22 protein-coding genes are annotated in these 18,591 nt (G+C 52.0%); 3 read left to right on the top strand and 19 right to left on the bottom strand.

The genetic code is table 11. From position 1 onward, the window contains the following. Positions 1–9 precede the first annotated feature (9 nt). Entirely contained in the window at positions 10–321 is a 312-nt protein-coding gene (gene rpsJ, locus I2123_RS03495; RefSeq protein WP_009639175.1) for a 30S ribosomal protein S10, read from the bottom strand. A 433-nt stretch (positions 322–754) separates the two neighbouring features. Here rpsJ and I2123_RS03490 point away from each other — a divergent pair, with 433 nt between their 5' ends. Next, complete coding sequence (locus tag I2123_RS03490; RefSeq protein ID WP_213051827.1) at positions 755–1,579, top strand: prepilin peptidase; 825 nt, start codon at positions 755–757, stop codon at positions 1,577–1,579. 25 nt (positions 1,580–1,604) lie between these two features. On the opposite strand, the gene bfr is transcribed toward I2123_RS03490, so the two are convergent. The 11 genes from bfr to fkpA form a co-directional block, all read right to left on the bottom strand. After that, a complete protein-coding gene (gene bfr, locus I2123_RS03485) occupies positions 1,605–2,084 on the bottom strand; it encodes a bacterioferritin (protein WP_213051826.1) in 480 nt (159 codons plus the stop codon). Between the two features lie 85 nt (positions 2,085–2,169). Further along, the gene (gene bfd / locus I2123_RS03480) at positions 2,170–2,364 is read right to left on the bottom strand and encodes a bacterioferritin-associated ferredoxin (protein WP_056778102.1); all 195 of its coding nucleotides are present in this window, start codon (positions 2,362–2,364) and stop codon (positions 2,170–2,172) included. A 145-nt stretch (positions 2,365–2,509) separates the two neighbouring features. Further along, positions 2,510–3,694 (bottom strand): elongation factor Tu, encoded by a 1,185-nt coding sequence (tuf, locus tag I2123_RS03475; protein ID WP_213051554.1) that lies wholly within the window; start codon positions 3,692–3,694, stop codon positions 2,510–2,512. A 71-nt stretch (positions 3,695–3,765) separates the two neighbouring features. After that, positions 3,766–5,880, bottom strand: coding sequence for an elongation factor G (gene fusA / locus I2123_RS03470; protein ID WP_112167613.1), 2,115 nt, complete (start codon positions 5,878–5,880; stop codon positions 3,766–3,768). Positions 5,881–5,976: 96 nt separating this feature from the next. Then, on the bottom strand, positions 5,977–6,447 hold the full coding sequence (gene rpsG / locus I2123_RS03465) for a 30S ribosomal protein S7 (RefSeq protein ID WP_005969574.1): 471 nt from the start codon (positions 6,445–6,447) through the stop codon (positions 5,977–5,979). 96 nt (positions 6,448–6,543) lie between these two features. Beyond that, positions 6,544–6,918 carry a 30S ribosomal protein S12 gene (gene rpsL, locus I2123_RS03460; protein WP_013573668.1) on the bottom strand — a complete coding sequence of 125 codons (375 nt, stop codon included), beginning with the start codon at positions 6,916–6,918 and terminating at the stop codon, positions 6,544–6,546. A gap of 143 nt (positions 6,919–7,061) precedes the next feature. Beyond that, positions 7,062–7,349 carry a sulfurtransferase complex subunit TusB gene (tusB, locus tag I2123_RS03455; protein WP_112167612.1) on the bottom strand — a complete coding sequence of 96 codons (288 nt, stop codon included), beginning with the start codon at positions 7,347–7,349 and terminating at the stop codon, positions 7,062–7,064. 13 nt (positions 7,350–7,362) lie between these two features. Then, positions 7,363–7,722: a sulfurtransferase complex subunit TusC gene (tusC, locus tag I2123_RS03450; protein ID WP_112167611.1), complete on the bottom strand. Its 360-nt coding sequence runs from the start codon at positions 7,720–7,722 to the stop codon at positions 7,363–7,365. Positions 7,723–7,744: 22 nt separating this feature from the next. After that, positions 7,745–8,137: a sulfurtransferase complex subunit TusD gene (gene tusD, locus I2123_RS03445; RefSeq protein ID WP_112167610.1), complete on the bottom strand. Its 393-nt coding sequence runs from the start codon at positions 8,135–8,137 to the stop codon at positions 7,745–7,747. Then, positions 8,134–8,856 (bottom strand): helix-turn-helix transcriptional regulator, encoded by a 723-nt coding sequence (locus I2123_RS03440; RefSeq protein WP_056775190.1) that lies wholly within the window; start codon positions 8,854–8,856, stop codon positions 8,134–8,136. The genes tusD and I2123_RS03440 overlap by 4 nt, the downstream gene beginning before the upstream one ends. 264 nt (positions 8,857–9,120) lie before the next feature. Next, positions 9,121–9,978, bottom strand: coding sequence for an FKBP-type peptidyl-prolyl cis-trans isomerase (fkpA, locus tag I2123_RS03435; protein ID WP_112167609.1), 858 nt, complete (start codon positions 9,976–9,978; stop codon positions 9,121–9,123). 292 nt (positions 9,979–10,270) lie between these two features. On the opposite strand from fkpA, the gene I2123_RS03430 reads away from it, so the two are divergent. Then, a complete protein-coding gene (locus tag I2123_RS03430) occupies positions 10,271–10,489 on the top strand; it encodes a protein SlyX (RefSeq protein ID WP_056775197.1) in 219 nt (72 codons plus the stop codon). A 76-nt stretch (positions 10,490–10,565) separates the two neighbouring features. On the opposite strand, the gene slyD is transcribed toward I2123_RS03430, so the two are convergent. The 4 genes from slyD to kefG form a co-directional block, all read right to left on the bottom strand. Beyond that, positions 10,566–11,171, bottom strand: coding sequence for a peptidylprolyl isomerase (gene slyD / locus I2123_RS03425; protein ID WP_112167608.1), 606 nt, complete (start codon positions 11,169–11,171; stop codon positions 10,566–10,568). 200 nt (positions 11,172–11,371) lie between these two features. Further along, positions 11,372–11,575 (bottom strand): YheV family putative zinc ribbon protein, encoded by a 204-nt coding sequence (locus tag I2123_RS03420; protein ID WP_112167607.1) that lies wholly within the window; start codon positions 11,573–11,575, stop codon positions 11,372–11,374. 77 nt (positions 11,576–11,652) lie between these two features. Next, positions 11,653–13,461 carry a glutathione-regulated potassium-efflux system protein KefB gene (kefB, locus tag I2123_RS03415; RefSeq protein ID WP_112167606.1) on the bottom strand — a complete coding sequence of 603 codons (1,809 nt, stop codon included), beginning with the start codon at positions 13,459–13,461 and terminating at the stop codon, positions 11,653–11,655. Beyond that, the gene (gene kefG, locus I2123_RS03410; protein WP_112167605.1) at positions 13,461–14,015 is read right to left on the bottom strand and encodes a glutathione-regulated potassium-efflux system ancillary protein KefG; all 555 of its coding nucleotides are present in this window, start codon (positions 14,013–14,015) and stop codon (positions 13,461–13,463) included. Before kefG ends, kefB begins: the two co-directional genes overlap by 1 nt. A 129-nt stretch (positions 14,016–14,144) precedes the next feature. On the opposite strand from kefG, the gene I2123_RS03405 reads away from it, so the two are divergent. Next, positions 14,145–16,064 carry an ABC transporter ATP-binding protein gene (locus I2123_RS03405; RefSeq protein WP_112167604.1) on the top strand — a complete coding sequence of 640 codons (1,920 nt, stop codon included), beginning with the start codon at positions 14,145–14,147 and terminating at the stop codon, positions 16,062–16,064. Positions 16,065–16,148: 84 nt separating this feature from the next. Here I2123_RS03405 and tauD read toward each other — a convergent pair whose 3' ends face one another. Genes tauD through tauB form a run of 3 tightly spaced genes read right to left on the bottom strand, consistent with a single transcriptional unit; the run spans position 16,149 to position 18,591 of the window. After that, complete coding sequence (gene tauD, locus I2123_RS03400; RefSeq protein WP_213051825.1) at positions 16,149–16,997, bottom strand: taurine dioxygenase; 849 nt, start codon at positions 16,995–16,997, stop codon at positions 16,149–16,151. Then, positions 16,994–17,827: a taurine ABC transporter permease TauC gene (gene tauC, locus I2123_RS03395; protein WP_213051824.1), complete on the bottom strand. Its 834-nt coding sequence runs from the start codon at positions 17,825–17,827 to the stop codon at positions 16,994–16,996. Before tauC ends, tauD begins: the two co-directional genes overlap by 4 nt. Next, positions 17,824–18,591, bottom strand: a complete 768-nt coding sequence (gene tauB, locus I2123_RS03390; RefSeq protein WP_213051823.1) for a taurine ABC transporter ATP-binding subunit — start codon at positions 18,589–18,591, stop codon at positions 17,824–17,826. The genes tauC and tauB overlap by 4 nt, the downstream gene beginning before the upstream one ends.

Here is an 18,591-nt window from a genome sequence, read left to right as displayed (position 1 = left end):
TGACCCTGATTAACCCAGGCTGATCTGCACGTCTACACCAGCAGCCAGATCCAGACGCATCAGAGCATCAACGGTTTTCTCGGTTGGCTCAACGATGTCAACCAGACGCTTATGAGTGCGAATTTCATACTGATCGCGCGCATCTTTATTGACGTGCGGAGAAATCAGAATAGTAAAACGCTCTTTGCGGGTCGGCAGCGGGATTGGACCACGAACTTGCGCACCAGTGCGCTTCGCAGTCTCAACGATTTCCGCAGTTGATTGATCGATCAAACGATGATCAAACGCTTTCAGGCGGATACGGATTCTTTGGTTCTGCATGAGACCAGAGCTCCAATTATTTTAAACGTAAATGATTACTCCTCATACCCATTTCGATTGATGGGAGAGTGTAATCGTTCTTCACATAACCCCCATATCGGGAGTATTGTTGACCAGCGAGTTGCCTCAGTGGCCAGCTGATTCAGATTGAATCAGGCTTACCAATATTAGGTAAGCCCGCGCATTATACGTAAACCGTCGGAATAAGCAACTAGCAATGACGGCAACATGCTTTTATTTTGCTCACTTCATCGAGGCCCCTCGCCGTACCTGATACTCACATCTTTCATAAATTCATCCCGCATATATCTGCCGAGCAACTCATCCGTTTCAAAATGTAATCAAAGTTAAGATTGAATTCTTTAGTGTTCTTCATGCCACCAATCCAAAATCAGTATCCGGTAATCGTCATTGGATGAGGGAGGAAAAAATCATGGAGGAAGTCTGGCAAGGTTTTCTATTGGGCCTTAGTTTTCTGGCATACCGCGTACATACCACCTCTTTGATCGCCGGATTAGTCTTGGGCAGCTATCTGAAAGTTGTGGTCTGTCGGCATTGTCTTAATGAGGGTTACTTTAAAGAGCCACATCTTACTGTCGGTAACTCAACTCCAGCATCCTGTTGTCCACTCTGCCAAAATATATTCGCCTCATGGCCAAACATCACCATAGTCAGTTGGTTACTACGTAGGGGGCGCGGTTATTATTGTGATGAGCCTAACTCTGTACACTATCCCCTGACGGAGGTAACTTGCGGAGTGGTATTCCTCTGTATCTCTTTCTTCGCACCCACCCCTGTTGTCATGGTCCAACTTTGCGTATTGGCATGGTTTCTTATAGCCCTCAGTATGATTGATTACTTTACGCTCCAATTGCCAGATGCGCTCACTCAACCGCTAATGTGGTCAGGGTTGGTGCTAAGTGTGTCCGGGTTCGGGATACGTCCTGAGTCTGCTATATACGGGGCAGTGTTTGGTTATCTTTCATTATGGGGACTTTACTGGCTGTATCTGATTTTCACCAGGAATGAGGGTATAGGGTACGGTGATTTTAAATTGCTCGCAGCTATTGGAGCCTGGGTTGGATGGGAAATGCTGCCGCTTGTTTGTACACTAGCGGCATTATGCGGGATCGCGTTTTCATTGTGTAGGCAAAGGACACATCATATCAAGCAACTCATTCCTTTTGGCCCAAGCCTTTCTGCGGCGGGTTTCCTTATCTACATCAGCCAGATGAATGACGAACTCTGGCTGATGTAATCTTTACCGATTCAATTGTAAGGATTTACTGCGATGCTTCTTTTAACTGAGACTGGATATAGTTTTGCAGGCCGATACGGCCAATCAGTTCAATCTCTGTTTCCAGCCAGTCGATGTGATGTTCCTCGTCGGCCAAAATAGTTATCATAATATCGCGGCTGACGTAATCATTAACGGAGTCAGCATAAGCAATGGCTTCGCGCAGATCTTTCGCACCTTCCAATTCGAGAAGTAAATCTGATTTCAGCATCTCCTCAACATCTTCACCGATATTAAGTTTTCCGAGATCTTGCAGGTTAGGCAGGCCTTCCAGGAACAAGATGCGCTCTATGTAGATATCTGCATGCTTCATTTCGTCTATCGACTCATGATACTCGATTCCATTGAGGCGCATTAACCCCCAGTTTTTGAACATACGGGCGTGCAAAAAATACTGATTGATAGCAACCAGTTCATTTCCAAGAAGTTTATTGAGGTGTGCAATGACTTTTTTATCGCCTTTCATAGGTAACTCCTCCGTTCCGGTATCTAAAGCGTAGATCCGGTACAGAGTAAGTCAAAAAAAAGGCACATTTTTTATCGAAGTATTTTTACGCGATGTTTTTGAACTCTGGAATCTGCTGTAATTCATCTTCCATTATCTGACGTGCCGCGCGAACACATTTGCCACATTGCGTCCCTACCGGGACAAAATTTCTGAGCTGTTGAAACGTTTGAGGCTGGTAACGTCTTACTGCCTGTCTGATTGTTTTATCACTGACTGAATTACACAAACACACGTACATATAAACCACACTTCGCATAAAACTTACCCTAACTTTAAATGAGAATGGTTATTATTGCAAATGGGGGGACATATTTTTTTGCGTGAAATTCAGGCAATAAAAAAGGGTGCCGAGGCACCCTTTTTTTGCTCTTAATTATCAGCGATTAAGCGATAACTTTAGCAACAACGCCTGCACCTACGGTACGGCCACCTTCACGGATTGCGAAACGCAGACCTTGGTCCATCGCGATTGGATGGATCAGGGTAACAACCATGTTGATGTTGTCGCCAGGCATTACCATCTCAACGCCTTCTGGCAGTTCGATGGTACCGGTCACGTCAGTTGTACGGAAGTAGAACTGTGGACGGTAGCCTTTGAAGAACGGAGTATGACGGCCGCCTTCGTCTTTGCTCAGAATATAAACTTCTGAGTCAAAGGTAGTGTGTGGTTTGATTGAACCTGGTTTAGCCAGAACCTGACCACGTTCGATGTCTTCACGCTTGATACCGCGCAGCAGAACACCAACGTTCTCGCCTGCACGACCTTCGTCAAGCAGTTTGCGGAACATTTCAACGCCAGTACAAGTTGATTTCACGGTATCTTTGATACCAACGATTTCAACTTCTTCGCCGACTTTAACGATACCGCGCTCTACACGACCGGTAACAACAGTACCACGGCCGGAGATGGAGAATACGTCTTCGATTGGCAGCAGGAACGGCTGGTCGATAGCACGTTCTGGTTCTGGGATGTAGCTGTCCAGGTAACCGGCCAGTTCGATGATTTTAGCTTCCCACTCAGCTTCGCCTTCCAGTGCTTTCAGCGCTGAACCACGAACAACTGGGATGTCGTCGCCTGGGAATTCGTACAGAGAAAGAAGTTCACGAACTTCCATTTCTACCAATTCCAGCAGCTCTTCGTCATCAACCATGTCGCATTTGTTCATGAATACGATCATGTATGGAACGCCAACCTGGCGGCCCAACAGGATGTGCTCACGGGTCTGTGGCATAGGGCCATCAGTCGCAGCAACAACCAGGATCGCGCCATCCATCTGAGCAGCACCGGTGATCATGTTTTTCACATAGTCGGCGTGGCCTGGGCAGTCAACGTGCGCGTAGTGACGGCTTGGGGTGTCATATTCAACGTGTGAAGTGTTGATGGTGATACCACGAGCTTTTTCTTCTGGTGCGTTATCGATCTGGTCGAATGCGCGTGCAGAACCGCCGTAGGTTTTAGCCAGAACGGTAGTGATTGCTGCAGTCAGGGTAGTTTTACCGTGGTCAACGTGGCCGATAGTACCAACGTTAACGTGCGGTTTTGTACGTTCAAATTTTTCTTTAGACACGGCTATATTCCTTACTCTTGTGCTCTCCCTTCAAAGAGAGAGCACGGGATCATTGTGTTTAAACCTGTGGCTTATTTGCCACGAGCTTCAATAACGGCCAGGGCCACGTTATTTGGCGCATCATCATACTTCAGGAATTCCATGGAGTAAGATGCACGGCCTTTAGTCAGTGAACGCAGCTGAGTCGCATAACCGAACATTTCGGAAAGCGGAACTTCGGCATGAATCACAACGCCAGTAGCGTTAGAATCTTGGCCTTTCAGCATACCACGACGACGGCTAAGGTCACCGATGACGTCACCAGTGTTCTCTTCTGGAGTTTCCACTTCAACCTTCATGATCGGCTCAAGCAGAACTGGTTTCGCTTTCTTGAAGCCATCTTTGAAGGCAATAGAAGCGGCCAGTTTAAACGCCAGTTCAGAGGAGTCAACGTCGTGGTAAGAACCGAAGTGCAGACGCACACCGAGATCTACTACTGGGTAACCCGCCAGTGGACCTGATTTCAGCTGTTCCTGGATGCCTTTGTCAATCGCAGAGATGTATTCGCCAGGAATTACACCACCTTTGATTTCGTTGACAAACTCGTAGCCTTTCGGATTCGAGCCTGGCTCCAATGGATACATGTCGATCACAACGTGACCGTACTGACCACGACCACCAGACTGCTTGGCGTGTTTACCTTCGACGTCAGTCACTTTGGAGCGAATCGCTTCACGGTAAGCAACCTGCGGCTTACCTACGTTCGCTTCAACGTTAAACTCACGACGCATACGGTCAACCAGGATGTCCAGGTGAAGCTCACCCATACCTGCGATGATAGTCTGACCAGATTCTTCGTCAGTCCATACGCGGAATGATGGGTCTTCTTTCGCCAGACGGCCCAGAGCCAGACCCATTTTTTCCTGGTCAGCTTTGGTTTTTGGTTCTACCGCAACGGAAATTACCGGTTCTGGGAATTCCATGCGCTCCAGGATGATCACATTATCCGGATCACACAGGGTATCACCAGTAGTCACGTCTTTCAGACCGATCGCTGCAGCGATATCGCCTGCACGAACTTCTTTAATTTCTTCACGCTTGTTAGCGTGCATCTGAACGATACGACCCAGACGTTCGCGCTGTGATTTCACTGGGTTAAATACAGTGTCACCAGAGTTGACGAGACCGGAATAAACACGGAAGAACGTCAAGTTACCCACGAATGGGTCAGTAGCGATTTTGAACGCCAGAGCAGAGAACGGCTCAGAATCGTCAGAATGGCGAACTGCTGGAGTGTCTTTACCGTCATCCAACAAACCGTTGATAGCTTCAACGTCAGTTGGTGCTGGCAGATACTCAACAACAGCATCCAGCATTGCCTGCACGCCTTTGTTTTTAAACGCAGAACCACAGGTAACCAAGATAACTTCGTTGTTCAGAACGCGCTTACGCAGAGAAGCTTTGATCTCTTCTTCAGTCAGCTCTTCGCCACCAAAGAATTTCTCCATCAGCTCATCAGAGCCTTCAGCAGCGGCTTCAACCAGTTTCTGGCGCCATTCTTCAGCCAGTTCTTGCATTTCAGCCGGGATCTCTTCGTATTCGAAGGTCACGCCCTGATCTGCTTCGTTCCAGTTGATTGCTTTCATCTTCACCAGGTCAACAACACCAGTGAATTTCTCTTCAGCGCCAATAGCCAGCTGCAGAGGAACCGGAGTTGCGCCCAGACGTTTTTCAATCTGGTCAACAACTTTCAGGAAGTTAGCACCCATACGGTCCATTTTGTTAACGAACGCGATACGTGGAACTTTATATTTATTTGCCTGACGCCATACGGTTTCAGACTGTGGCTGAACACCACCAACAGCACAGTAAACCATTACCGCGCCATCAAGAACACGCATGGAACGTTCAACTTCGATGGTGAAGTCAACGTGCCCTGGGGTGTCGATGATGTTGATGTGGTGTGGTTCGAACTGCTTAGCCATACCAGACCAGAAACAGGTGGTCGCAGCTGACGTGATAGTAATACCACGTTCCTGCTCCTGCTCCATCCAGTCCATGGTTGCTGCGCCGTCATGAACTTCACCGATTTTGTGGTTTACACCGGTGTAGAACAGAACACGTTCGGTAGTAGTGGTCTTACCGGCGTCGATGTGAGCACTGATACCGATGTTACGGTAGCGCTCAATGGGTGTTTTACGAGCCATTTGATTCCTCTATAACTAGGACGTTCAAGTTCGGTTAAGCCAAGCGGGTTGGCTTCTTGAAGCGCCCGCTTGGTTAGCATAACTACAGCGAAGTGATTACCAGCGGTAGTGGGCGAACGCCTTGTTGGCTTCAGCCATACGGTGAACGTCTTCACGTTTCTTAACTGCAGTACCTTTGTTCTCTGCAGCATCAGAAAGTTCGTTCGCCAGGCGGAGAGCCATGGATTTATCACCGCGTTTACGAGCAGCTTCAACGATCCAACGCATTGCCAGAGCATTACGACGAACCGGACGGACTTCTACTGGAACCTGATAAGTAGAACCACCAACGCGGCGGGACTTAACTTCGACAGTCGGACGAACGTTGTCCAGTGCGACTTCGAAAGCTTCCAGGTGGCCTTTACCGCTACGTTGAGCCAGGGTCTCAAGAGCAGTGTAGACGATTGCTTCTGCAGTAGATTTTTTACCATCTACCATCAGAATGTTTACGAATTTTGCCAGCAGTTCGGATCCGAACTTAGGATCTGGCAGGATTTTACGTTGACCAATGACGCGACGACGTGGCATGGAAATACTCCGTTGTTAATTCAGGATTGTCCAAAACTCTAAGAGTTTATTTTGACAGTAATGTGAAAATGTTTGGCCTTACTTAACGGAGAACCATTAAGACTTCGGCTTTTTAACGCCGTATTTAGAACGAGATTGCTTACGATCCTTAACGCCTGAACAGTCCAGCGCGCCGCGGACGGTGTGATAACGCACACCTGGCAAGTCTTTTACACGACCGCCACGGATCAGGATCACGGAGTGTTCCTGAAGGTTATGACCTTCACCACCAATGTAGGAGGTAACTTCAAAACCGTTAGTCAAACGCACACGGCATACTTTACGCAATGCGGAGTTTGGTTTTTTAGGAGTGGTGGTATATACACGAGTACATACGCCACGTTTCTGCGGGCAAGCTTCCAGCGCTGGAACGTTGCTTTTAGCAACCTTCGTAGAGCGTGGTTTGCGTACCAGCTGATTAATTGTTGCCATTAAAAAGCTCCTGGATTTTGATTCATAAACTACTTTGTAAACGCGTGATAAATCGCCCCATAAAAAGCATTAGCTAATATGGGGACGCAGAATTTTAGAGCTGACCATGGAGGGTGTCAAGAAATATACAGCACATCATTGATTCACCATGCCGTTTGCTGGGCATGTTTCTCCGTCAACGCGACGAAACCAGTATAGTCGATCAGCGTGATGTTGTGCGAAATTTGACCAACCAATCCTCTGGCCGCCAAATCCTCGCTTAATACATAGACGCTCTGTACATGCTGAAACAGCAGCTCGCATGCCTGACTCCCTTCGAGAGCGGCCAGTACACCGTCCTGCATCAGCAGCAGCGCATCTTCCGGGGCAACCAGTTTAATAAGCAGCGGGAAATCACAGTGTTGCGGGGAACGGGCAAGAGTAAAAAGCATTGGAATTCCTGAGTCAGAACGTCATCACCACATCATATTCAGCCAGCCGGCTGCGGATTTCAGAGACAGACAGCGGTACCACATCCAGCACCCATTCGTGCGCAGCGGATAATCCTCTCGCCTTCAAAGACTCTGCGCAGACAAAGCACTGATCGACGTCATAAAGCGATAACACGCCAAATGTCGCGATATAATTACGCGCTAATATTTTTTCCGGCTGCTGGGTGGGCATCAGCTGAAAAACGCCATCGGCCATGAAAAAGACGCCAATGTCTTCGGTCAACGCAGAAGTTGCGAGCAACGCATCCAGCCCTTCGCGGCCGGCGGAAGTCCCGTGAGGCCCCTGCGTGAAAATAAACGCCACCTTCTTCATTTTTTTTTCCAGCCATAACACATCAGAATTGCACCATACGATCACAGGTCAGCGAGGCTTCCGCGAGACTGCCGAGCCCGGTCAATGAAAAACCGGGTTGCAGGTTGGTCTGGCCATGCCCCTGATTGGTCGCTTCGGTTTCATCGATCACTCCACGACGTAGCGCTGCTGCAATGCACACGTTGAGCGCCACCTGATGATCCGCTGCCATTCGTTGCCATGATCGCACCAGGTCGAATTCATCAGACGCCGGCGCAGAAAGCAGATTGCCATTAAGCACGCCATCACGATAGAAAAAGACGCTCTCGAGCTGATGACCGCTGGCAAGAAGCGCCAGCGCAAACTGATAGGCGGCGCTGGCTTGCTGAGTGCCGTAGGCTGGGCCGGTAACCAACAGGCAGTAACGCAGTTTCAACGTTCGTTCCCCACCAGATCCCCGCTCTTAAACTGGCGGATATACAGGTAGACCGTATGTTTGGAGATATTCAGGCGGTCAGCCACCTGATTAATGGCATCTTTAATATCAAAAATACCTTTTTCATAAAGATTCAGCACGACCTGACGGTTCTTCGCGTTATTAGACACATTGCGATCCGCATTCACTTCTTCGATCGTGAATTCAAGCGTTTGAGCCACAAGGTCATCGACAGACGAGGCGAAGTTTACCGACGGTGCCACTTCCTGAGTTTCAGGCGGCATGAAGGTCTGAATGATTTGCGAGAAAGGTACGTCCAGATTCATGTTGATGCACAACAGCCCCACCACGCGCTGTTCGCGATTGCGAATGGCGATGGTGACTGACTTCATCAACACACCGCTTTTCGCGCGGGTGAAATAGGCTTTAGACACATTACTGTCGGCACCTGTCATGTCATGCAACATGCGCAGTGCCAGATCGGTGATAGGCGATCCGATCTTTCGGCCCGTGTGCTCGCCATTGGCGATACGTACCGCGGAACATTTCAGGTCTTCCAGCGAGTGAAGAACTATTTCGCAATGCTCACCGATCAGCATCGCGAGTCCATCTACGACGGCTTCGTAGGAGGACAAGATTTCGTGATCGACCTGGCTGAAAGGACGTTGGTCCAGCAAATCCAGTTCGCCGGTTTCGCCAGTTATAAGCGAATTAGACATTGAAGCTACCACCCTCTGCATCGCGCCTTCTCATAGAGCCATGGGCGCATTATTCATCATTCCAGGGTCGTTACTGTATCAAAACTACAGAAAAAACGGCCTTGCGAGTTTACGGATCTGTGACGTTATGCCCGACGGACAAAAGCGTCAAGTAATCATCATAGAGTAACCGCAGTAAAAAGAGGGGCTGATGGCGATAAAAGTCACTGGCGAAAAAAAACCGCCGCGTTATGCGACGGTTCTGTACACCTGCTGAACGCGAGCTTAATTAGCTTTTGGCGCGGCTTCAGCTTCGGCAGGTTTTTCAGCTGACTTTGGATCAGCTTTAGGCGCTGCTTTCACATCCAGCAGTTCTACGTCGAACACCAGAGTGGAGTTAGCAGGGATCCCCGGCACGCCGGTTTTGCCGTAGGCCAGTTCCGGTGGAATGACCAGCTTGATTTTGCCGCCTTTCTTAATGTGTTTCAGGCCTTCGGTCCAGCCAGGGATCACACCATCAAGACGGAAAGACAGTGGCTCACCACGGGTATAAGAGTTATCGAACTCCGTACCGTCGGTCAGGGTGCCTTTGTAGTTCACGACAACGGTATCGCTGTCTTTAGGCGCCGCGCCAGTACCTGGTTTTTCTACCTGATACAGCAGGCCAGACTCTGCTTTCTTCACGCCTTTTTCTTTGGCGAAGTCAGCGCGGAATTTATCACCTTTATCGGAGTTCGCTTTAGCGTCCTGTTCCATCTTCGCCTGAGCAGCAGCTTTCACACGGCCTTCGAAGGTTTGCAGGGTTTTCTCGATTTCCTGATCGGACAGTTTGCTTTTATTTGCAAACGCATCCTGAACACCGGCGATCAACTGGTCTTTATCCAGTTTGATGCCCAGTTTTTCTTGTTCTTTCAGGGAGTTTTCCATGTAACGGCCCAGTGAAGCGCCCAGTGCGTACGCAGCCTGCTCGTCATCACTTTTAAACTTAGAGGCTTCTGCCGCTGCTGGTGCAGCTGCGGCTGGCGCGGTGGCAGCAGGGGTTGCCGCTGCGGCCGGTGCAGTTTCAGCTGCCATAACCTGCGTCGCGTTCAGAGCGATTGCCATGGTCGTTGCCAGCAGGGTGACTTTAAACAGTGATTTCATCCATTTCTCCAGGACCAGAAGTTTCTGTCTTCTGGTAATCATTACGAAAGTTCGGCGGTTACTATAACTGTCCGTCTCACGACAAAACAATCTCTATACACGCCATTAGCGTCTATTTCAGACCTTTTGTGCATCAATAAGTTTCGCAAAACCGTTGAAAAGCGATGGTTGAGCGCCACAGAGGTCAGGTAATTGGCCGTATTTGCAGGTAGAATCGCTTCCCTAAATACAGGATGAAGTTCCGGTCAGTGCTCAATCTGATCAACTTGAGCCACACGATGAGGTAATGAAGATGAACTCAAATACCGTTGAACAGCGTCTGGAAATGCTGGAAAACAAGCTGGCTTTTCAGGAAGTGACCATTGAAGAGCTGAACATGATCGTCACGCAACACCAGCTTGAAATGAGCCGTTTGCACGATCATCTGCGCCTGCTGACCGACAAGCTCCGCGCCAGCCAGCCGTCGATGATTGCCGATCAGTCAGAAGAGACTCCGCCACCGCATTACTGATGGCGTAGCGGACGCAGGTAAAAAGAAAGGCGCCAATCAGGCGCCTTTCTTATATGCAGCTAAACGCGCAGAACGATTAGTGACAACCGCAACCGCCGTTGCCGCCGCAGCCGCCTTTCTTCGGTTCGTCATGACCGTGATCGTGATCATGGCTGTGACCGTGGCCGCCGCAGCAACCGTCGCCATGTTCGTGATCGTGACCATGGTCGTGGCCGTGTTCGCCATGAACGTGGCCATGAGCCAGTTCTTCTTCCGTCGCTTCACGGATAGCAACCACTTCTACGTGGAAGTTCAGATCCTGACCCGCCAGCATGTGGTTGCCGTCAACAACGACGTGGTCGCCGTCCACTTCAGTGATTTCGACAGGAACCGGGCCCTGATCGGTGTCAGCCAGGAAGCGCATACCGACTTCCAGTTCTTCAACACCCATGAACACGTCTTTAGGCACGCGCTGTACCAGGTTTTCGTCGTAGTTGCCGTAGGCGTCGTTTGCGCCAACATGCACGTCGAACACGTCACCAATCGCATGACCTTCCAGCGCTGTTTCCAGACCGGAGATCAGTGAACCATGGCCATGCAGGTAATCCAACGGTGCGCTCACCGGAGATTCATCAACCAACACACCGTCTTCTGTACGTACCTGATATGCCACGCTGATGACCAGGTCTTTTGATACTTTCATGATAACTCCTACCGTTGGAAACTTAATTTGTTGTCTGCGGACGTCTCAACAACGTACGCAACGTCGGTCAAGACTAATTCAGTGACGGCCACTTTTCGATGAGATCATCCCGAAAAGCGATACCGGATAAATTTGGCGAAGAGTGTAGCGGAAATCCGCGCCGCTGTACCCCACAGCATAAAAAATCGCGGACAATAACGCTACTTCGGATCAAAAATACCGATCACCTGCTCTTCCGGGCGCAGCTTCTTGCTGACCTGCGCATCGGTCTGCCGCTGATGGTGTCCGCACTTCATGCATTCCACCACTTCGACCTGATCTTCCTGCCATAACGCCAGCGTATCCAGCGCCTTACATTTCGGGCAAACCGCACCGGCGATGAAACGTTTACGGGTACTAGCCATGTTACTTCTCCTGAATTTTCCGACATTGCGTCCGGTCAGTTTTCGATCAAATGGCGAAATTATTTTTCGTCTGCCGGCTATTCATCGTCGTCCCAGCCATCAAGCTGGCGACGTTCGTTATGCATTTCGCTCTGAAAGATGTCTTCCAGCTCGCGCCGCGCTTCTTTAACACGGGAGATCTGCGCCACATCGCCGCGGTTTTGCGGCACCAGTTCACGCAGCATCCGCATATCGAGACGGCGAAAATGCTGCTGCGCACGGTATGCACTGTGAGGATGCATCCCCAGGGTGACCAACGCTTTCTTGCCCAACTCCAGCGCACTGGAAAACGTCTCGCGAGAGAAGTTCGCTACACCGGCCTGCAACAACTCATGCGCCTCTACACGGCCACGGGCGCGCGCCAGAATATTCAAATGCGGGAAGTGCTGCTGACACAAATGGACAATCGTCATGGTGTCTTCCGGTTCATCACAAGTGATGACAATCGACTTCGCCTTCTCCGCGCCGGACGCTCTGAGCAGTTCGAGTTCGGTGGCATCGCCGTAATACACTTTATAACCGTAAGTGCGCATCAGGCCGACGGCGCTGATATCACGCTCCAGCACGGTGATCCGCATCTTGTTGGCCATCAGCAAACGCCCGATCACCTGCCCGAAACGGCCAAAGCCGACGATAATCACCTGCGGCTCATCATCCTGTACAAAATGCTGCTCGTCACTCTCTTCGCCATCGTTGTAACGGCGCACCAGAATGCGATCGACCCACTGCATCAGCAGCGGCGTGGTCATCATCGACAGCGTGACCACAACCAGCAACAGCGAAAGCTGCGAGGAGGAAATGACTTTCTGCGCGCCCGCCGCCGAGAACAATACGAAGGCGAATTCACCGCCCTGACTAAGCACCGCAGAAAACTGCAACCGTACCGAGGTGCGCAAGCCAAATACCCGTGACAGGCCGTATAGCACCGCGCCCTTCACCGTGACCAGAATAATCACGCCGGCCAGCACCAGCAGAATATGGGTATACAACACCCCGAGATTCAGCGCCATACCGACGGAAATAAAGAACAGCCCGAGCAGTAAACCCTTAAACGGCTCGATCGCGATTTCCAGTTCGTGCTGATATTCGCTTTCAGCCAGTAAAATCCCGGCGATAAATGTCCCGAGGGCCATCGAGAAGCCCAGCGTATCCATAAACAGCGCCGAGCCCAGCACCACCAAAAGCGCGGCGGCGGTAAACACTTCACGCACGCCAGAGGCTACGATCAACCGGAAAATCGGCCGCAGCAGATAGCGCCCGCCGATCAACATCCCGCCGAACGCCAGCACTTTCATGCCGATCATTTCCCAGTTATTACCGCCCTCGCTGCCACCCGCCAGAATCGGGATCAGCGCCAGCGCCGGGATCACAGCGATATCCTGGAACAGCAGCACGGCAAACCCCAGTTGCCCGCCTTCGTTGCGGGTCATGCCTTTGTCGCGCATCAGTTGCAACGCCATCGCCGTCGAAGACATTGCCAGCCCGATACCGCCGATCACTGCCGCCTGCCACGAGAATTTCGTCAGATACAACAATCCGCCGAGTACCAGCGCCGTGAGGATCACCTGTCCGGCACCGACACCAAAAATTTGCCGCCGCAGTGCCCACAATTTTCCGGGATTCAGCTCCAGCCCGATGATAAACATCAGGAAGACCACGCCCAGCTCGGAGAAATGCAGAATTTCATCCACGTCGCGGATAAAGCCCAAACCCCACGGGCCGATGGCGATCCCGGCCAACAAATAGCCCAGCACTGCGCCGATGCCTAAACGTTGCGCGAGAGGGACCGCGACCACCGCAGCGAATAAAAACAGCAAGATCGCTGCGGGCAGATTCGAACCATCCATTATGCGATCCCTCCGTGAGGCAGCGGCGATTTAAGCCATTCGCCGTAGGCTTCAGCATGGCTTTGCAACACATCAGGTTTCTGACGTCGCGCCCAGTAAATGATGATGGGCGTCATCCAGTGCATGTGGCACATCGCCGAGGTCAGCTCGAAAGGCCGCATAATGTCGGACATCGGATAGCGGTTATACCCGCCCGCCTTGTATGCACCTTCCGGCTCGCCGGTGGTTATTACCGAACGCCAGTATTTGCCACGCAGCTCGTTGCCGCCTGCCCCGCTGGCGAATCCACGCGCCAGCACGCGATCCATCCACTCCTTGAGCAACGCCGGGCAGCTGTAGGTATAAAGCGGATGCTGGAAGACGATCACCTTATGTTCGCGCAGCAACTGCTGCTCGCGGTGGATATCAATAAAGAAATCGGGATAGTGGGCGTACAAATCGTGCACGGTGACATGGCCGAGTTGCTGTGCTTGCTGCAGTAAAACGCGGTTGGCGACCGAATCGGGTGATTCCGGATGGGCGTACAGCAGCAAAACCTTTGGTGGCTGCGACATCAATACCTCCAAAGCGTCGTCAGGGTGCGGTTTTTCCGTTACCATGCTTCGCAAAGACAAAATAGGACGCGATACGTCTTGTTTAACCTAATATCGTGACAATTTAACATACTCTCAACACGGCGCTTTATGATTGTTTTCTCCTCCTTACAAATCCGACGCGGCACAAACGTGCTGCTGGACAACGCGTCTGCGACCATCAATCCCGGCCAAAAAGTCGGACTGGTGGGCAAAAATGGCTGCGGTAAATCCACCCTTATTTCTCTTTTAAAAGGTGAAATGAGCGCCGATGCAGGCAACCTGACATTTCCGACCAACTGGGCGCTGGCCTGGGTAAATCAGGAAACACCGGCCCTGGACGTGCCAGCGATAGAGTATGTTATCGACGGCGACCGCGAATTTCGTCAGTTAGAAGCCGAATTACAGCTCGCGAACGATCGTGATGATGGCCACGCCATTGCCACGCTGCACGGCAAACTGGATGCCATTAACGCCTGGACCATTCCGGCGCGTGCGTCCAGCCTGCTCAGCGGTTTAGGTTTTAGTCAGAGTCAGCTCCAGCAGCCGGTGAAATCCTTCTCCGGTGGCTGGCGTATGCGCCTCAATCTGGCGCAGGCGTTGATCTGCCGCTCTGATTTACTGTTGCTTGACGAACCGACCAACCACCTTGATTTGGACGCAGTAATCTGGCTGGAAAAGTGGCTGAAAAGCTACACCGGCACACTGGTGCTGATTTCCCATGACCGCGATTTCCTCGATCCTATTGTCGATAAAATTTTGCACATCGAGCAGCAAACGCTGAACGAATACACCGGCAACTACTCGTCTTTTGAACGTCAGCGTGCGACCAAACTGTCACAGCAGCAGGCATTGTTTGAAAGTCAGCAGGAAAAAGTGGCGCATCTGCAAAGCTATATCGATCGCTTCCGCGCACAGGCGACCAAAGCCAAACAGGCGCAGAGCCGTATCAAGATGCTGGAACGTATGGAGCTGATTGCCCCGGCGCACGTCGACAATCCTTTTCATTTTAGCTTCCGTTCGCCGGAAAGTTTACCCGATCCGCTGCTGCGCATGGAAAAAGTCAGCGCCGGTTACGGCGACACCACCATTCTGGATTCGATCAAACTGAATTTGGTGCCAGGCTCGCGTATCGGCCTGCTGGGTCGCAACGGCGCTGGTAAATCGACGCTGATTAAACTGCTCGCCGGAACCATGGCGCCGCTGCAGGGCGATATCGGCCTGTCGAAAGGGGTCAAACTCGGTTACTTCGCGCAGCATCAGCTTGAGTTTCTGCGTGCGGAAGATTCTCCGCTACAGCATCTGGTGCGGCTGGCGGCGAAAGAAACCGAACAGCAACTGCGTGATTACCTCGGCGGTTTTGGCTTCCACGGCGATAAAGTGACAGATCCGACCGGGCGTTTCTCCGGTGGTGAAAAAGCGCGTCTGGTGCTGGCGCTGATCGTCTGGCAGCGCCCGAACCTGTTGCTGCTCGATGAACCGACCAACCATCTGGATCTCGATATGCGTCAGGCGCTGACCGAAGCGCTGATGGACTTCGAAGGCGCGATGGTCGTGGTCTCGCATGACCGCCACTTACTGCGTTCCACCACCGACGATCTGTATCTGGTTCACGGCGGTAAAGTCGAACAGTTCGATGGTGATCTGGAAGATTATCAGCAATGGCTGGTGGATATTTCGCGTCAGGAAAATCAGCAGGATGCGCCTTCGAAAGACGGCAGCGTTAACAGTGCGCAGTCGCGTAAAGATCAGAAACGTCGCGAAGCCGATTTCCGCAACCAGACTCAGCCGCTGCGCAAACAGATCACGAAGCTCGAAACGCAGATGGAAAAACTGACCGCTGAACTGGCCACGCTCGAAGAACGTCTGGCCGACTCGGCGATTTACGACATCAGTCGTAAAGCCGAACTGACGGAATGCCTGCAACAGCAGACCAAAGTCAAAGGCGCGCTCGATGACACCGAAATGACCTGGCTCGACGCTCAGGAACAGCTGGAATCGCTGGCGAAGGCGTTTGATTTAGAAAGTTGAGCCTTTCTTTTCCCGCACAATCCCCCTTTCCTGGCGTGATTGTGCGGGAGCAAGACTCAGCAACAACGTCGCCGCCCAACCCCGTCAGGCTTTATAAAAAGGCTTATCTCCCAGAATCGTTGCCCTGTGCATAATCCGCCGCTGCGGCAAATAATCCGCGTTGGCGTAATGCTGAGTCACCCGGTTATCCCAGATCGCGATGTCATTTTCCTGCCAGCGCCAGCGCACCTGAAACTCCGGTTTGGTGATGTGGCTGAACAGGAACGTCAGGATCGCCGTACTCTCCTTTTCACTCAGCCCGACAATCCGCGTCGTAAAACCTTCATTGACGAATAACGCCTGTTTACCGCTCACCGGATGCGTGCGGATCACCGGATGCAGCAACGGAGGGTTTTTCTCTTTGGCCTTTAACCACTGCGCGTGTTCTTCCGCCGTTTTGCGGTACTTAAACTCCTGGAAGGATTTGGTAAAATCGTGTTCGGCCTGCAAGCCGGTCAGCAACTGGCGAAAAGGCTCAGAAAGCGCGTTAAACGCCGCAATCCCGCTGGCCCACAGCGTGTCGCCACCGGATGAGGGCAGCTTTTTCGCGGCTAAAATCGCACCGGCAGGCGGCGTTTCGATAAAGGTCACGTCGGTGTGCCAGTTGTCATTATCGGGCGGATTGTCATCGTGAGTATCCAGCACAATGATCTCTTCCACATCCGGCGCATGCGGATAAACCGGATGAATGTGCAGATCGCCGAAACGGGCGGCCAGCGCGCGTTGTTCAAGCGGTGTCACCGGCTGATTGCGCAGGAACAAGACCTGATGCTTCAACAATGCGTGATAGAGCTGCTCGAACTGCGCATCAGACAGCGGTTTGCTCAGAATGACATTCTCAACCTGCGCGCCGATATACGGGCCTAATGGCGTGATCGCCAGACGTTCGTTCATTGCTGTTCTCCATGCCACGGGGTCAGTTTGCGCTGCAAGGCGCGCAACCCGAGTTCAAGACTAAAAGCGATCAGTGCGATGACGCTGATCCCGGCAATCACCACATCGGTTGCCAGAAACTCACCGGCCGACTGCACCATAAATCCGAGGCCGCGCGTGGCGGCTATCAGCTCAGCCGCAACCAGCGTTGACCAGCCGACGCCCAGCCCGATGCGGATACCCGTCAGGATTTCCGGCAACGCACTCGGCAATATCACATAACGCAAAACCTGTATTTTGCTGGCACCCAACGCCTGCGCCGCGCGAACCCGCACCTGCGAAACACTGCGCACACCGGCCAGTGCTGAAAGCGCCACCGGGGCAAAAATCGCCAGATAAATCAGTAAAATCTTGGAGGTTTCGCCGATACCAAACCAGATGACCATTAGCGGCAAATACGCCAGCGGAGGCACCGGGCGGTACAGTTCGATAAGCGGATCAAGAATGCCACGCACGGTGTCATTCAATCCCATGGCGATTCCGACCGGTACGCCGAGAATCACCGCGGCCAGCAGCGCAATCACGATCCGCGTCAGGCTGGCGGCCAGATGCTGCCACAGCGTGGCATCCATAAAACCCTGCGGACTGGCAATCACATACAGCTGATGCAAGACCTGCTGCGGCGCGGGTAAAAATAACGGGCTGATAAGATGCAGCGCAGTGATTGCCCACCAGACCAGCAACAACACCAGCAGCGTGGCAATGCTCAGGCGAACATTGCGCGGCAGGCGAAATCGGCGACCCGAAACGGCAGTCGGTGTGTCGGTTTTCAACGCCGAGTGCAGGCTCATATCAGCACCTCGCGCTGCTGGAAGACCTTACCCAGCACGTATTCGCGTTGAGCAATAAATTCGGGATCAGATTTGATCGCCCGGCAGTTTTCACCACTGGCATAGCGCTGGCCAAAATTGAGCTTCAGCCGTTCTACCACCTGCCCCGGCCCCGGCGACAACAATAAGAGCTCGCTGGCCAGAAACACCGCTTCTTCAATATCGTGGGTGATAAGCAAAATCTGTTTGCCGGTATCGCGCCAGATAGTCAACAGTAATTCCTGCATCTGTTCGCGGGTGAAAGCATCGAGTGCGCCGAAAGGTTCATCGAGCAACAGCAGCGGCGGATCCGCCGCCAGCGCGCGGGCAATCCCCACCCGCTGGCGCATTCCGCCGGAAAGCTGCCAGATGAAATGCTTTTCATATCCCGCCAGACCGACCTTACTTAACATGCGCTGCGCGATATCGCGCCGCTGTGTTTTTTTCACGCCAGCCAGTTCCAGCCCAAATTCGACATTGCTTTGCACGTCCCGCCAAGGCAGTAAACCTTCATGCTGGAAGACCACACCGCGATCGGCTCCCGGCCCGTTCACCGGCTGTCCGTCCAGCGTAATGCTCCCGGAAGACGCGGGCTGGAAACCGGCGATCAGATTGAGCAGCGTGGTTTTTCCACAGCCGGAAGGCCCGAGTACCACCACCAGTTCACCGCTGGAAATCTGCAAGGAAATGTCTTTCAGCGCAGGTTTCCCCTGATATTCAGCCGACAAATGCGAGACGTTTAACAT

It is taken from the genome of Rahnella inusitata (assembly GCF_018288855.1).
In the GTDB taxonomy this organism is placed as follows: domain Bacteria; phylum Pseudomonadota; class Gammaproteobacteria; order Enterobacterales; family Enterobacteriaceae; genus Rahnella; species Rahnella inusitata.
This window is presented reverse-complemented; position numbering and strand designations above follow the sequence as displayed.